This window comes from Streptomyces angustmyceticus (genome assembly GCF_019933235.1).
Lineage (GTDB): Bacteria > Actinomycetota > Actinomycetes > Streptomycetales > Streptomycetaceae > Streptomyces > Streptomyces angustmyceticus.
Genome location: NZ_CP082945.1, coordinates 6,287,264 through 6,302,141 on the forward strand (window position 1 = coordinate 6,287,264; position 14,878 = coordinate 6,302,141).

Here is a 14,878-nt window from a genome sequence, read left to right on the forward strand (position 1 = left end):
CCCGCGGCGCGCGCTACGCCGGCAGCGCCAGCCACTCCGGCAGCGCGTCCCGCACCGACACCCCCAGCGTCGACAGCAGCGCGTCCGCCGGCGTCGGCTCGAACGGCCGCCGCAGCAGCGCCATCCCCGCCTGCTCGGGCGTACGGTCCGCCTTGCGGTGGTTGTCCTCCGCGCATGAGGCGACGGTATTCAGCCAGGTGTCCCCACCGCCGTGCGACCGCGGCACGACATGGTCCACGGTCGTCGCCCGCCGCCCGCAGTACGCGCACCGGTGCTGGTCACGCACCAGCACTCCCCGCCGCGACCAGGGCGCCCGTTGTCGGAACGGCACCCGGACGTATCTGCTCAGTCTGATCACCTGCGGCACCGGCAGATCCACCGAAGCGGCACGGATCCGCAGCCCCGGGTGAGCGTGCTCGACGACGGCCTTGTCCTGCATCACCAGCACCACCGCCCGCCGCAGCGACACCGTCGACAGCGGCTCGAAGCTCGCATTGAGCACCAGCGTCTCGCGCATCCCGTCCACCCTCCCGGACCCGCTCCGCCCCCGTGGCGAAGTTGCTCCACTGTGCAGCGGCAGGTATTCCCCGAACAACGCAATTTCCGCATGCCACAAGGGAAATGGAGGGCGATCGGCAGATGAAAAGGAGGTGCTCCCTCAGCGCCGCACGGCGCCGGAAAAGCGTGCGCCCCGGGTCCCACCCCCGTGAATTACGCGAGACCCGGAGCGAACGGCAGCCGGCGAGGACACCCGGCACATGCGGGCTCCGACAAGCGGCCGGCGACACACCTGCGCCCCGCCGCTCCCGCCACTGCGGTACCAGCTGCCCGACGCCCTGATGAAGGGCGGCGGCACGGGTACCACTTTGCGTGCGGGAAGCGCCGGGGCGCAACGGAATTACGGCGCTCAGCCCGCCGCGGGAATCTCGTACTCGGCGATCAGCTGAGCCCGCCCGAGCGTGTGGAAACGCAGGTTGAAGCCCACCACCGCGGGCGAGGCCCCGGCATCCGGACCGAGCTTCTCCTGGTCCACCGCGTAGACCGTGAAGACATAGCGGTGCGGACCGTCCCCGGGCGGCGGCGCCGCGCCCCCGAAGTCCCGCGTCCCGTAGTCGTTACGGACATGCACGGCGCCCTCGGGCAGCCCCTTCATCTCCCCGGACCCGGCACCGGCCGGCAGCTCCGTCACCGACGCCGGGATGTCGAACAGCGACCAGTGCCAAAAGCCGCTGCCCGTCGGCGCGTCCGGGTCGTAGCAGGTGACGGCGTAGCTCTTCGTCCCCGCGGGAGCGCCCTCCCACCGCAGCTGCGGCGAACGGTTCCCCTCGGCGTAGACCTGCTCCGGCCGCAGCGTCCCGCCCGGCTCCACCTCGTCGCTCAGCACCGTGAACTCCGGCACCGGCGGATGGAAATCGTGCGGGAGCGGCCGCCGCTTCAGCTCGGACACTGCAACACCTCCTGGTCGCTTGCTGACACCTGTCCGCCCAGGTTAGAGCCAGTTCCGCTTGCCGCCGACCTCCGCCAGCCACTGGTTGAGGTAGGCCGCCCAGTCGGTCCCCTCGAAGTCGTGCAGCCCGACCGTGAACGACCGGTAGGTGTCCGACCCCTCGCTGAACAGCCCCGGCTTCTTGTCCATCTCCAGGACGACGTCCATCTCCCGGTCGTCCGCCACGAACGACAGCTCCACCTGGTTCAGCCCGCGGTACTGCTGCGGCGCGTAGAACTCGATCTCCTGGTAGAAGGGCAGCCGCTGGCGCGTCCCCCGGATGTGCCCCTGCTCCAGGTCGGCCGCCTTGAACCGGAACCCGAGCCGCCCGAACGCGTCCAGGATCGCCTGCTGCGCCGGCAGCGGGTGCACGTTCACCGGGTCGAGGTCACCGGAGTCCACCGCACGGGCGATCGCCAGCTCCGTCGTCACGCCGACGTTCATCCCGTGCAGATGCGTCCCCAGGAACGTGGTGATCGGCGTCTCCCACGGGATCTCCAGCCCGAACGGCACGGTGTGCGCCGCACCGGGCTGCACCGCGAAGGCACCGCCCAGCTGCACCTTGGTGAACTCGATGTTCCGCTTGTACTCCTCGTCGCCGCTCTCGACCTCGACGCGCGCCTGCAGCCCGACGGACAGCCCCTGGATGTCCTGGGCCACGGACCCGCCCTGGATCCGCACCTCGCCCTGTACGACCCCACCCGGGACGACGTTCTCCTCGAAGAGCACCGTCTCCACCGACGCACCCCCGGCGCCCAGGCTCGCCAGCAGCTTCTTGAATCCCATGCTCGTCCTCCCCAGGCGGAACGCCTGTGCTGTGTCATGCGCGCCGAGGTCTCGGCCTGATCCCTACGAACGCGAAACCGTACGACCCGGTTCCACGGCCCTCACTTTCCCAACCCCGGCGCCCCCATGGCCAGCCGCCCTCCCGACCGGCTCCACTACTCTCGGTCCGCATGACCGACGTACCGGAACGTATGCCGCTCACCCACGACTTCTTCGACCGCCCCGTGGTCGACGTGGCCCCCGACCTGCTCGGCCGCATCCTCCGCCGCAACACCCCCGACGGCCCGATCGAGCTCCGCCTCACCGAGGTCGAGGCGTACGACGGCGACACCGACCCCGGCTCCCACGCCTACCGCGGCCGCACCGCGCGCAACGCCACCATGTTCGGCCCGCCCGGCCGCGCGTACGTCTACTTCATCTACGGGATGTGGTTCAGCCTCAACGCGGTCTGCGGTCCCGAGGACAAGGCGAGCGGTGTCCTCCTGCGCGCCGGCGAGATCCTCACCGGCGCGCCCCTGGCAGCCGCCCGCCGCCCCAAGGCCCGCAGCGCCAACGAACTGGCGAAGGGCCCGGCCCGCCTGGCGACCGCCCTCGACATCGACCGCACCCTCGACGGCACCGACCTGTGCACCGGCGGCACGGCCCCCCTCTCGGTCCTGCACGGCCGGCCGCCCGCCCGCGAACTCGTCCGCAACGGCCCGCGCACGGGTGTCGGCGGTGACGGCGCCGACCACCCCTGGCGCTACTGGATCGCCGACGACCCGACCGTCAGCCCCTACCGCCCCCACACCCCCCGACGCCGCACCACCAGCACTACTTGACTCTGCATGGCCGACCGCCTAACGTAGCCCGAGCCGCTGGAGACGGGCAGCGCTATCTGCGCAGACCGCCAGGCGGCACAACCAACTACTCCGATCGGCACCCTCACGGGTCCTATTTCGCGTTGCCGAAATTCGATCCAGCCGCCTCGATTATGAGTCGCCAGGGAAAGCCGTTAAAGTAGTGACCACGCCGAAAGGGCAGCAGTGAATAACTGCTCCGAGGCGACCCTCCGACGGAAATCGGAACCGGAATCGAAAGAAGCCGGATCTGATAGAGTCGGAAACGCGAAGAAGCCGAAAGGCGGAAACGCGCCGGCGAAAATCAGGACCGCGAGGATCTGATAGAGTCGGAAACGCAAGATCGAAGGGAAGCGCCCGGAGAGCCTGGTGAAACAGGCACAAAGGAAGCGTCCGTTCCTTGAGAACTCAACAGCGTGCCAAAAGTCAACGCCAGATATGTTGATACCCCGTCCACTTCGGTGGATGAGGTTCCTTTGAAAAGCCCACCACGGCCCCATGGGTCGGGGTGGCACACACAGCGAGGACGCTGTGAACGACCGGACCTATTCCGTCTGGTTGTTCCGCTCTCGTGTGTGTTGACCCGATTACGGGTAAACATTCACGGAGAGTTTGATCCTGGCTCAGGACGAACGCTGGCGGCGTGCTTAACACATGCAAGTCGAACGATGAACCTCCTTCGGGAGGGGATTAGTGGCGAACGGGTGAGTAACACGTGGGCAATCTGCCCTTCACTCTGGGACAAGCCCTGGAAACGGGGTCTAATACCGGATACGACCTCCGACCGCATGGTCTGGTGGTGGAAAGCTCCGGCGGTGAAGGATGAGCCCGCGGCCTATCAGCTTGTTGGTGGGGTGATGGCCTACCAAGGCGACGACGGGTAGCCGGCCTGAGAGGGCGACCGGCCACACTGGGACTGAGACACGGCCCAGACTCCTACGGGAGGCAGCAGTGGGGAATATTGCACAATGGGCGAAAGCCTGATGCAGCGACGCCGCGTGAGGGATGACGGCCTTCGGGTTGTAAACCTCTTTCAGCAGGGAAGAAGCGAGAGTGACGGTACCTGCAGAAGAAGCGCCGGCTAACTACGTGCCAGCAGCCGCGGTAATACGTAGGGCGCAAGCGTTGTCCGGAATTATTGGGCGTAAAGAGCTCGTAGGCGGCTTGTCACGTCGGATGTGAAAGCCCGGGGCTTAACCCCGGGTCTGCATTCGATACGGGCAGGCTAGAGTTCGGTAGGGGAGATCGGAATTCCTGGTGTAGCGGTGAAATGCGCAGATATCAGGAGGAACACCGGTGGCGAAGGCGGATCTCTGGGCCGATACTGACGCTGAGGAGCGAAAGCGTGGGGAGCGAACAGGATTAGATACCCTGGTAGTCCACGCCGTAAACGTTGGGAACTAGGTGTGGGCGACATTCCACGTCGTCCGTGCCGCAGCTAACGCATTAAGTTCCCCGCCTGGGGAGTACGGCCGCAAGGCTAAAACTCAAAGGAATTGACGGGGGCCCGCACAAGCAGCGGAGCATGTGGCTTAATTCGACGCAACGCGAAGAACCTTACCAAGGCTTGACATACACCGGAAAACCCTGGAGACAGGGTCCCCCTTGTGGTCGGTGTACAGGTGGTGCATGGCTGTCGTCAGCTCGTGTCGTGAGATGTTGGGTTAAGTCCCGCAACGAGCGCAACCCTTGTTCTGTGTTGCCAGCATGCCCTTCGGGGTGATGGGGACTCACAGGAGACTGCCGGGGTCAACTCGGAGGAAGGTGGGGACGACGTCAAGTCATCATGCCCCTTATGTCTTGGGCTGCACACGTGCTACAATGGCCGGTACAATGAGCTGCGATACCGCGAGGTGGAGCGAATCTCAAAAAGCCGGTCTCAGTTCGGATTGGGGTCTGCAACTCGACCCCATGAAGTCGGAGTTGCTAGTAATCGCAGATCAGCATTGCTGCGGTGAATACGTTCCCGGGCCTTGTACACACCGCCCGTCACGTCACGAAAGTCGGTAACACCCGAAGCCGGTGGCCCAACCCCTTGTGGGAGGGAATCGTCGAAGGTGGGACTGGCGATTGGGACGAAGTCGTAACAAGGTAGCCGTACCGGAAGGTGCGGCTGGATCACCTCCTTTCTAAGGAGCATCTAGACGGCCGCAAGGTTGTCCAGAGCCACTACGTCGGCAAACGTCCGACGGTGGATAGCTCATGGGTGGAACGTTGACTATTCGGCACACTTGATTCTCTGGAAGTTAGTACTGCTTCGGCGTGGAACGCATCCGGGAGGTCGAGTGGGCCGGGCACGTTGTTGGGTATCTGAGGGTACGGACTGTTGAGTCTGGACCTTCGCGATGCCGGCCCCAGTGAACTCAGCCTTCGGGTTGGGGTGGTGGGTGGCTGGTCGTTGCTTGAGAACTGCACAGTGGACGCGAGCATCTGTGGCCAAGTTTTTAAGGGCGCACGGTGGATGCCTTGGCACCAGGAACCGATGAAGGACGTGGGAGGCCGCGATAGGCCCCGGGGAGCTGTCAACCGAGCTTTGATCCGGGGGTGTCCGAATGGGGAAACCCGGCAGTCGTCATGGGCTGTCACCCGCTGCTGAACACATAGGCAGTGTGGAGGGAACGCGGGGAAGTGAAACATCTCAGTACCCGCAGGAAGAGAAAACAACCGTGATTCCGGGAGTAGTGGCGAGCGAAACCGGATGAGGCCAAACCAGTTACGTGTGATACCCGGCAGGGGTTGCGTGGCTGGGGTTGTGGGATCTCTTTTCTGCAGTCTGCCGGCTGTGGGACGAGTCAGAAACCGTTGGTGTAGGCGAAGGACATGCGAAAGGTCCGGCGTAGAGGGTAAGACCCCCGTAGCTGAAACATCAACGGCTCGTTTAAGAGACACCCAAGTAGCACGGGGCCCGAGAAATCCCGTGTGAATCTGGCGGGACCACCCGTTAAGCCTAAATATTCCCTGGTGACCGATAGCGGATAGTACCGTGAGGGAATGGTGAAAAGTACCGCGGGAGCGGAGTGAAATAGTACCTGAAACCGTGTGCCTACAAGCCGTGGGAGCGTCGCACAAGGACTTGTCCTTGTGTCGTGACTGCGTGCCTTTTGAAGAATGAGCCTGCGAGTTTGCGGTATGTTGCGAGGTTAACCCGTGTGGGGAAGCCGTAGCGAAAGCGAGTCCGAAGAGGGCGTTGAGTAGCGTGCCCAAGACCCGAAGCGGAGTGATCTAGCCATGGGCAGGTTGAAGCGGAGGTAAGACTTCGTGGAGGACCGAACCCACCAGGGTTGAAAACCTGGGGGATGACCTGTGGTTAGGGGTGAAAGGCCAATCAAACTCCGTGATAGCTGGTTCTCCCCGAAATGCATTTAGGTGCAGCGTCGTGTGTTTCTTGCCGGAGGTAGAGCACTGGATAGGCGATGGGCCCTACCGGGTTACTGACCTTAGCCAAACTCCGAATGCCGGTAAGTGAGAGCGCGGCAGTGAGACTGTGGGGGATAAGCTCCATGGTCGAGAGGGAAACAGCCCAGAGCATCGACTAAGGCCCCTAAGCGTGTGCTAAGTGGGAAAGGATGTGGAGTCGCAGAGACAACCAGGAGGTTGGCTTAGAAGCAGCCACCCTTGAAAGAGTGCGTAATAGCTCACTGGTCAAGTGATTCCGCGCCGACAATGTAGCGGGGCTCAAGCACACCGCCGAAGTCGTGTCAATGCAGTAATACTCCTAACGGAGGCTGTGTTGGGTAGGGGAGCGTCGTGTGCCGGGTGAAGCAGCCGTGGAAACGAGTTGTGGACGGTTCACGAGTGAGAATGCAGGCATGAGTAGCGATACACACGTGGGAAACGTGTGCGCCGATTGACTAAGGGTTCCTGGGTCAAGCTGATCTGCCCAGGGTAAGTCGGGACCTAAGGCGAGGCCGACAGGCGTAGTCGATGGACAACCGGTTGATATTCCGGTACCCGCTTTGAAACGCCCAATATCGAATCCATTAATGCTAAGGCCGTGAAGCCGGCCTGGAGTCTTCGGACGAAGGGACGTGGTGGAGCCGCCGATCCAAGGTGGTAGTAGGTAAGCGATGGGGTGACGCAGGAAGGTAGTCCAGCCCGGGCGGTGGTTGTCCCGGGGTAAGGGTGTAGGGCGCTGTCTAGGCAAATCCGGACAGCTTGAAGCCTGAGACCTGATGCCGAGCCGATTGTGGTGAAGTGGATGATCCTATGCTGTCGAGAAAAGCCTCTAGCGAGTTTCATGGCGGCCCGTACCCTAAACCGACTCAGGTGGTCAGGTAGAGAATACCGAGGCGTTCGGGTGAACTATGGTTAAGGAACTCGGCAAAATGCCCCCGTAACTTCGGGAGAAGGGGGGCCATTGCTGGTGATGAGTCTTGCACTCTGAGCTGGTGGTGGCCGCAGAGACCAGCGAGAAGCGACTGTTTACTAAAAACACAGGTCCGTGCGAAGCCGTAAGGCGATGTATACGGACTGACGCCTGCCCGGTGCTGGAACGTTAAGGGGACCGGTTAGTCGACCTTCGGGTCGGCGAAGCTGAGAACTTAAGCGCCAGTAAACGGCGGTGGTAACTATAACCATCCTAAGGTAGCGAAATTCCTTGTCGGGTAAGTTCCGACCTGCACGAATGGCGTAACGACTTCTCGACTGTCTCAACCATAGGCCCGGTGAAATTGCATTACGAGTAAAGATGCTCGTTTCGCGCAGCAGGACGGAAAGACCCCGGGACCTTTACTATAGCTTGATATTGGTGTTCGGTTCGGCTTGTGTAGGATAGGTGGGAGACTTTGAAGCAATCACGCCAGTGGTTGTGGAGTCATTGTTGAAATACCACTCTGGTCGTGCTGGATGTCTAACCTGGGTCCGTGATCCGGATCAGGGACAGTGTCTGGTGGGTAGTTTAACTGGGGCGGTTGCCTCCTAAAGGGTAACGGAGGCGCCCAAAGGTTCCCTCAGCCTGGTTGGCAATCAGGTGTTGAGTGTAAGTGCACAAGGGAGCTTGACTGTGAGACTGACGGGTCGAGCAGGTACGAAAGTAGGGACTAGTGATCCGGCGGTGGCTTGTGGAAGCGCCGTCGCTCAACGGATAAAAGGTACCCCGGGGATAACAGGCTGATCTTCCCCAAGAGTCCATATCGACGGGATGGTTTGGCACCTCGATGTCGGCTCGTCGCATCCTGGGGCTGGAGTCGGTCCCAAGGGTTGGGCTGTTCGCCCATTAAAGCGGTACGCGAGCTGGGTTTAGAACGTCGTGAGACAGTTCGGTCCCTATCCGCTGTGCGCGTAGGAGTCTTGAGAAGGGCTGTCCCTAGTACGAGAGGACCGGGACGGACGAACCTCTGGTGTGCCAGTTGTCCTGCCAAGGGCATGGCTGGTTGGCTACGTTCGGAAAGGATAACCGCTGAAAGCATCTAAGCGGGAAGCCTGCTTCGAGATGAGGGCTCCCACCCCCTTGAGGGGTTAAGGCTCCCAGTAGACGACTGGGTTGATAGGCCAGATATGGAAGCCCGGTAACGGGTGGAGTTGACTGGTACTAATAGGCCGAGGGCTTGTCCTCAGTTGCTCGCGTCCACTGTGTGGTTCCCGGGTTGCGAACAGTCGCAATCGCTGGTTGAACCAAGTTTCACTTCATTTAACTGAAGAGTGTGCTTGTTCGCTCGAACCCGATAGGGTTTCGGTGGTCATAGCGTTAGGGAAACGCCCGGTTACATTCCGAACCCGGAAGCTAAGCCTTTCAGCGCCGATGGTACTGCAGGGGGGACCCTGTGGGAGAGTAGGACGCCGCCGAACAATCTTTCAGGACCCTTGGTCCCAGCGTTCACGCTGGGACCAAGGGTCCTTTTTGTTTTATGCCGAAGCGCGCCGGACACATCGGTGCGTGAGAATGAATGCAGTACCGAAGACAGGAGTCACGTCGATGTCCACCAACTCTTCCGACGATCGTTCGGAGCGCCGGCCGCAGCGGCGCGACGACGGCGACCGCGGTGGTTTCCGGCGTGACGACCGGGGGCCGCGTCGGGACAACGACCGTGGCGGTCGCCCGGCCGGCGGTGGCGGCTACGCGGGACGGGACAACCGCGGCGGGGACCGCGGCGGGTTCCGTCGTGATGACCGTCCCTCGGGCGGCGACCGTGGCGGCTTCCGCCGTGACGACCGACGGGACGATCGCGGTGGTGACCGGGGTGGGTTCCGTCGTGATGACCGTCCGTCCGGTGGCGACCGTGGCGGGTTCCGTCGTGATGACCGTCCGTCCGGTGGCGACCGTGGCGGGTTCCGTCGTGACGATCGTCCGTCCGGTGGTGACCGGGGCGGGTTCCGCGGTGGTGACCGGCGCGATGACCGTGGTGGGTTCCGTCGTGATGACCGTCCCTCGGGTGGCGACCGGGGCGGCTTCCGCCGTGACGACCGTCGTGATGACCGCCGTGACGACCGCGGTGGAGATCGCGGTGGGTTCCGTCGTGACGATCGTCCGTCCGGTGGTGACCGTGGCGGGTTCCGCGGTGGTGACCGGCGTGATGACCGTGGTGGTTTCCGTCGTGATGACCGTCCCTCGGGTGGCGACCGGGGCGGCTTCCGCCGTGACGACCGGCGGGACGATCGTCCGTCCGGTGGTGAGCGTGGTGGTTTCCGTCGTGATGACCGTCCGTCCGGTGGTGACCGTGGCGGGTTCCGCGGTGGTGACCGGCGTGACGACCGTGGTGGGTTCCGTCGTGATGACCGTCCGTCGGGTGGCGACCGGGGCGGCTTCCGGCGTGACGACCGGCGGGACGACCGGCGGGACGACCGTCGTGATGACCGGGGTGGCGACCGTGGTGGCTTCCGCAGGGACGACCGGCGCGACGACCGCGGTGGTGACCGTGGCGGGTTCCGTCGTGACGATCGTCCGTCGGGTGGCGACCGCGGTGGCTTCCGGCGCGACGACCGCCGTGATGACCGGGGCGGAGACCGTGGTGGGTTCCGTGGTGGCGACCGGCGGGACGATCGTGGGGGCTTCCGGCGGGATGACCGTGGGGGCGAGCGCGGTGGGTTCCGTAGGGATGACCGGGGGCCGCGGCGGGATGACCGTGGTGGGTTCCGGCGGGACGATGAGCGCGGGCGGCGGCCGTATGGCGCGGGGCGTGGGCGGGACGACCGTCGGGACGACCGGCGCGATGACCGGCGGGGGGACCGGGAGCCGATCAAGCGGCTGCCGATTCCGGAGGACGTCACCGGTGACGAGATCGACAAGGATGTGCGGCAGGAGCTGCTGAGCCTGCCGAAGACGCTCGCCGAAGACGTCGCCAAGAACCTGGTGATGGTGGCGAAGCTGCTGGACGAGGACCCGGAGAAGGCGTACGGGTATTCGCGGGTGGCGCTGCGGCTGGCGTCCAGGGTGGCGGCGGTGCGGGAGGCCGCGGGCTTCGCGGCGTACGCGGTCGGCAAGTACAGCGAGGCGCTGGCGGAGTTCCGGGCGGCGCGGCGGATGACCGGCAGCGTGGAGCTGTGGCCCGTCATGGCGGACTGCGAGCGCGGTCTCGGGCGGCCGGAGAAGGCGCTGGCCATGGCCGGCGAGCCCGAGGTGCACAAGCTCGACAAGGCCGGACAGGTCGAGATGCGGCTGGTCGCGGCCGGTGCCCGGCGGGACATGGGGCAGGCGGACGCCGCGGTGGTGACGCTGCAGAGCCCGGAGCTGGCGTCGAGCGCGGTGCACCCGTGGACGGCGCGGCTGCGGTACGCGTACGCGGACGCGCTGCTGGAGGTCGGTCGCGAGGAGGACGCGCGCGACTGGTTCGCCAGGGCGCTGGAGGCCGACCAGGGCGGCACGACGGATGCCTCGGACCGGCTCGCGGCGCTGGACGGGGTGGAGTTCACCGACGCGCTGGAGGAGTCCGACGAGAGCGAGGGCGAGTCCGACGGCAGCTCCGACGACAGCGAGGGCGCGCGGGACGACGAGGGGCCGGCGCAGGACTGAGCCGGGCGGTCGTCGTGAGCTGAGGCGGCAGGTGCGCTGAGGCGGACGCGGACGGAGAGAAGGGCGGGACCCCGCGAGGGGCCCGCCCTTCTTGCGTTTGCGGGGTGGATCAGGTGGTCGGTGCGTACGGGGCGAGGGGGTTGCGGAGGGTGCCGCTGAGCTGGAGGGCGCCCGCGGGGTCCTGGAGGTCCACCATCTGCTGGTTGTTGCGCAGTTGGAGGCGGTTGAGGCAGGAGAGGGCGAACTCGTCGGTGAACAGGTCGTACTGGCGGAACTTGTCGGCGAGGTGGGGAGCGGACGCCTGGTAGTCGAGGACACAGGAGGCGACCGTGCGCCAGAAGGCGTCCTCGTCGAGGATGCCCAGGTCGGCGAGGGTGGCGCTGAGGAAGCGGAAGAAGCAGTCGAAGACGTCGGTGAAGACGGAGAGCAGTTTCTTGTCCTCGGGGACGTCGGCGCGGATGCGTTCGACGGCGGGGGGCAGGACCGCGTGCGGGTCCATGACGGCGATCTCCTCGGCGATGTCCTTGAAGACGACCCGGGCCACGGCGCCGTCCTCGACGACCAGGATGGCGTTCTCGCCGTGCGGCATGAAGACCAGGTCGTAGGCGTAGAAGGCGTGCAGGACGGGGGTGAGGTACGCGTCCAGGTAGCGGCGGAGCCAGACGGCGGGCTCCAGGCCGGACTCCTCGATCAGCGCTGCGGCGAACGAGCCGCCGTCCCGGTCGACATGGAGGAGGGAGGCCATGGTGGCCAGGCGCTGGCCCGGTTCGAGGGTGGGGACGGGGCTCTCGCGCCACAGGGCGGCGAGCATCTTGCGGTACGGGGAGTCCTTGGTGGTGGCGGACTCGTACGGGCGGTGGTGGTAGCCGAGGGCGGCACGCTCGCGGATGATCGAGAAGCGGGCGGCCCGGAAGGTGTCGTCGGCGGAGATCAGGCGGGCCAGCCAGTCGTTGATGGCCGGGGTGGCCTTCATGTACGACGCGGAGAGGCCGCGCATGAAGCCCATGTTGAGGACGGAGAGGGCCGTCTTCACGTAGTGCTTGTCGGGGTGGCTGGTGTTGAAGAAGGTGCGGATGGACTGCTGGGCGAGGTAGTCGTCGTCGCCGGGGCCCAGGCACACCAGCCGCTGTTCGGCGATCTCGGCGGCGAAGGTGACGGAGAGCTTGTTCCACCACTGCCAGGGGTGGGTGGGGAAGAGGAAGTAGTCGCCGGGGTCGAGGCCGAGGCCGGTGAGGGTGGCGGCGAAGCGGGTGCGGGTGGCGTCGTCGAGTTCGTCGCGGACGAGGGTGTCGTAGTCGAGGCCGGCGCCGGCGGTGAAGGTGGTGTGGTCGCGGTGGGCGGCGAGCCAGAGGAGCCGCAGGGGGCTCGCGGTCTCCGGGGCGTAGGCGTGGTACTCGTGGACGCCGAAGCCGAGGCGGCCGTTGTTGGCGACGAAGCAGGGGTGGCCCTCGGTCATGCCGGTCTCGATGGCCTGGAAGCCGGACTTGGCGAGTTCGGCGGCGGTGGGCCGGTCGGCGGCGAGTTTGTAGGCGGTGCCGGAGAGGGTGGAGCTGATCTCCTCCAGGTAGACCGGCAGGATCTCGTCGCCGAGGCCCAGGGCGCCGCGCAGTTCGAGGAAGAAGTCCAGTGCGTCCAGGGGGAGTTCGCGCTCGTCTCGGTGGCGGGTGATGCTGTCGGCGTCGACCTGCCAGTGGTCCAGGGCCTGTCTGCGGGCGGCGAAGCGGTAGGCGGTGGCGCCGTCGTCGCTGTGGACGACGTAGTGGCCGTCCTGCGGGAGGCGCTGGGGGGCGAGCAGCCGCTCATGGGAGAACTCGGCCAGGCCCTTGCGGATCAGCAGGCGGTTGGCGCGGGACCAGTGGGCGGGGGTGAGGTGGGCGACGGCGTCCCGGGCGGGGAGGTGCGGGGTGCCGTCGGAGGGGGCGGTCATCGGTTCTCTCCTCGGGTGGCCAGGAACTGGTCGCGGGTGCAGGTGCTGAGGCAGGCGTCTTTGGAGGGGAGGGAGACGGTCCGCAGGACCTCGAAGCCGACGGCCTTGTTGAGGGCGTGGACGGCGGTGTTGCGGGCGTCGGGTTCGACCACGACCCGGCGGGTGCCCGGGTCGGCGAAGAGCATCTCCATGACGGTGGTGAGCACGGCGAGGGTGAAGCCGTGCACGGGGGTGTCGGTGGGGGCCGCCAGGAAGTGCATGCCGACGTCACCGGGCTCGGCGGCGTGGACGCCGACCAGTTCGCGGTGGGCGGGGTCGTAGCGCTCCATGAGGAAGGCGGGGGTGCCGTGGTGCAGGCCGAGGAAGGCGTCGTGGAAGGGGTCGGCGGCGATGCGCGCGAACTCCTTCTCGACGGCGGCGAGGTCGCAGTCCTGCATCAGCCAGAAGACGGCTTTGGGGTCGGTGACCCAGCGGTGCAGCAGCGCGGCGTCGGCGGGCGGGTCCACCGGGCGCAGGGCGAACTCACCGAGCGCGGGGTCGGTACGGGTGAACAGCGTGGGCCTCATGCGGGGATCTCCACGGGGTGGTGCGGGCCGGCCGGGGCGGCGAATTCCTGGAAGGCGATGGCCTTTTCGACCGGGTAGTACTCGCGGCCGAGCAGCTCGCGGATGATGCAGGCGTTGCGGTACGCGGCCATGCCGAGGTCGGGGGTGACGAAGCCGTGGGTGTGCAGCTCGGCGTTCTGCACGTAGATGCCGTGGCCGGTGGTGTCGATGCTGTAGTTGCGTGCGACGTCGTAGCGGCCGGCGTCGTCCCAGGCGATACGGTCGTGGACGGGGGCGAGGAAGTCCGGTACGCGGTAGCGGTAGCCGGTGGCGAGGATCAGGCCCTGGGTGTCGAGCGTGAAGTCGGCGCCCTGTTCCTCCTGGCGCAGGCCGAGGGTGTAGGTGCCGTTGTCCTCGTCGTAACCGGCGTGGTGCAGGGCGGTGTTGGTGAGCAGACGGGTGGGGACCGGGCCTGCCAGGTTCTTCTGGTAGAGCAGGTCGAAGATGTCGTTGATCAGCTCGGAGTCGATGCCCTTGTAGAGGTTCTTGTGCGAGGCGTTGAGCCGGTCGCGGGTGGCCTGCGGGAGGGCGTGGAAGTAGTCCACGTACTCCGGTGAGGTCATCTCCAGGGTGAGCTTGGTGTATTCGAGGGGGAAGAAGCGCGGGGAGCGGGTGGCCCAGGTCAGGTGGTAGCCGTGGCTGTCGATGTCCTGGAGGAGGTCGTGGTAGATCTCGGCGGCGCTCTGGCCGCTGCCGATGAGGGTGATGCTCTCCTTGGCCTGGAGGGCGGGCTTGGCCGCCAGGTAGTCGGCGTTGTGCAGCAGGTCGCCGCCCAGGCCCCGGCAGGCGTCGGGGACGTAGGGCGGGGTGCCGGTGCCCAGGACGAGTTTGCGGGCGCGGTGGGTGGTGCGCTCGCCGGTGGGGAGGTGCTCGGCGTGGACGACGTAGAGCTCCGCGGCGCCGTCGTACTCGACGAGGGTGACGCGGTGGGCGAAGCGGACGCTGTCGAGTTTGCCGGCCGCCCAGCGGCAGTAGTCGTTGAACTCGGCACGCAGCGGATAGAAGTTCTCGCGGATGTAGAAGGGGTACAGCCGTCCCGATTCCTTGAGGTAGTTCAGGAACGAGAAGGGCGAGGTGGGGTCCGCGAGGGTGACCAGGTCGGCCAGGAACGGCACCTGGAGGTGGCTGCTGTCCAGCATCATGCCGGGGTGCCAGTCGAAGGACGGCTTGTCGTCCAGGAACAGGCCGTCGAGCCCGTCGACCGGTTCGGTCAGACAGGCCAGGCCCAGGTTGAACGGGCCGAGGCCGATGGCGATGAAGTCATAAGGGGCGGACACGAGGTCTCCG

8 protein-coding genes, 3 rRNA genes and 1 pseudogene are annotated in these 14,878 nt (G+C 65.7%); 6 read left to right on the forward strand and 6 right to left on the reverse strand.

Going from position 1 to position 14,878, the window contains the following annotated elements; genetic code table 11:
* Positions 1-13: 13 nt before the first annotated feature.
* The 3 genes from K7396_RS28065 to K7396_RS28075 form a co-directional block, all read right to left on the reverse strand.
* On the reverse strand, positions 14-517 hold the full coding sequence (locus K7396_RS28065; protein ID WP_086718236.1) for an HNH endonuclease: 504 nt from the start codon (positions 515-517) through the stop codon (positions 14-16).
* Positions 518-907: 390 nt separating this feature from the next.
* Positions 908-1,447, reverse strand: a complete 540-nt coding sequence (locus tag K7396_RS28070; RefSeq protein WP_086718237.1) for a YbhB/YbcL family Raf kinase inhibitor-like protein — start codon at positions 1,445-1,447, stop codon at positions 908-910.
* A gap of 42 nt (positions 1,448-1,489) precedes the next feature.
* Positions 1,490-2,272 carry a sporulation protein gene (locus tag K7396_RS28075; protein ID WP_086718238.1) on the reverse strand — a complete coding sequence of 261 codons (783 nt, stop codon included), beginning with the start codon at positions 2,270-2,272 and terminating at the stop codon, positions 1,490-1,492.
* A gap of 170 nt (positions 2,273-2,442) precedes the next feature.
* Between K7396_RS28075 and K7396_RS28080 the strand changes: the two genes are divergently transcribed.
* The 6 genes and pseudogenes from K7396_RS28080 to K7396_RS28105 all read left to right on the forward strand — a co-directional run bounded on the left by K7396_RS28080 (position 2,443) and on the right by K7396_RS28105 (position 11,059).
* Entirely contained in the window at positions 2,443-3,093 is a 651-nt protein-coding gene (locus K7396_RS28080; RefSeq protein WP_086718239.1) for a DNA-3-methyladenine glycosylase, read from the forward strand.
* 618 nt (positions 3,094-3,711) lie between these two features.
* A 16S ribosomal RNA gene (locus K7396_RS28085) occupies positions 3,712-5,240 on the forward strand.
* Positions 5,241-5,545: 305 nt separating this feature from the next.
* Positions 5,546-8,665: ribosomal RNA gene (locus K7396_RS28090) — 23S ribosomal RNA — on the forward strand.
* Positions 8,666-8,781: 116 nt separating this feature from the next.
* A 5S ribosomal RNA gene (gene rrf / locus K7396_RS28095) occupies positions 8,782-8,898 on the forward strand.
* Together the 16S, 23S and 5S rRNA genes form the textbook arrangement of a ribosomal RNA operon.
* A 337-nt stretch (positions 8,899-9,235) precedes the next feature.
* Positions 9,236-10,012, forward strand: a pseudogene (locus K7396_RS28100) (hypothetical protein); the annotation flags it as partial.
* A gap of 282 nt (positions 10,013-10,294) precedes the next feature.
* On the forward strand, positions 10,295-11,059 hold the full coding sequence (locus K7396_RS28105; protein ID WP_218039134.1) for a tetratricopeptide repeat protein: 765 nt from the start codon (positions 10,295-10,297) through the stop codon (positions 11,057-11,059).
* Positions 11,060-11,168: 109 nt separating this feature from the next.
* Here K7396_RS28105 and K7396_RS28110 read toward each other — a convergent pair whose 3' ends face one another.
* Genes K7396_RS28110 through K7396_RS28120 form a run of 3 tightly spaced genes read right to left on the reverse strand, consistent with a single transcriptional unit; the run spans position 11,169 to position 14,868 of the window.
* Entirely contained in the window at positions 11,169-12,986 is a 1,818-nt protein-coding gene (locus tag K7396_RS28110) for an IucA/IucC family protein (RefSeq protein ID WP_152105018.1), read from the reverse strand.
* On the reverse strand, positions 12,983-13,552 hold the full coding sequence (locus K7396_RS28115; protein WP_086720605.1) for a GNAT family N-acetyltransferase: 570 nt from the start codon (positions 13,550-13,552) through the stop codon (positions 12,983-12,985). The genes K7396_RS28110 and K7396_RS28115 overlap by 4 nt, the downstream gene beginning before the upstream one ends.
* A complete protein-coding gene (locus K7396_RS28120; protein WP_107421239.1) occupies positions 13,549-14,868 on the reverse strand; it encodes a lysine N(6)-hydroxylase/L-ornithine N(5)-oxygenase family protein in 1,320 nt (439 codons plus the stop codon). Before K7396_RS28120 ends, K7396_RS28115 begins: the two co-directional genes overlap by 4 nt.
* Between the last annotated feature and the right edge of the window lie 10 nt (positions 14,869-14,878).

What these genes read in the sequence shown, in the direction of transcription:
- K7396_RS28115 (WP_086720605.1), bottom strand. Translation starts at nt 13,552, where the DNA reads ATGAGGCCCACGCTGTTCACCCGTACCGACCCCGCGCTCGGTGAGTTC.
- K7396_RS28080 (WP_086718239.1), top strand. Translation starts at nt 2,443, where the DNA reads ATGACCGACGTACCGGAACGTATGCCGCTCACCCACGACTTCTTCGAC.
- K7396_RS28075 (WP_086718238.1), bottom strand. Translation starts at nt 2,272, where the DNA reads ATGGGATTCAAGAAGCTGCTGGCGAGCCTGGGCGCCGGGGGTGCGTCG.
- K7396_RS28065 (WP_086718236.1), bottom strand. Translation starts at nt 517, where the DNA reads ATGCGCGAGACGCTGGTGCTCAATGCGAGCTTCGAGCCGCTGTCGACG.
- K7396_RS28110 (WP_152105018.1), bottom strand. Translation starts at nt 12,986, where the DNA reads ATGACCGCCCCCTCCGACGGCACCCCGCACCTCCCCGCCCGGGACGCC.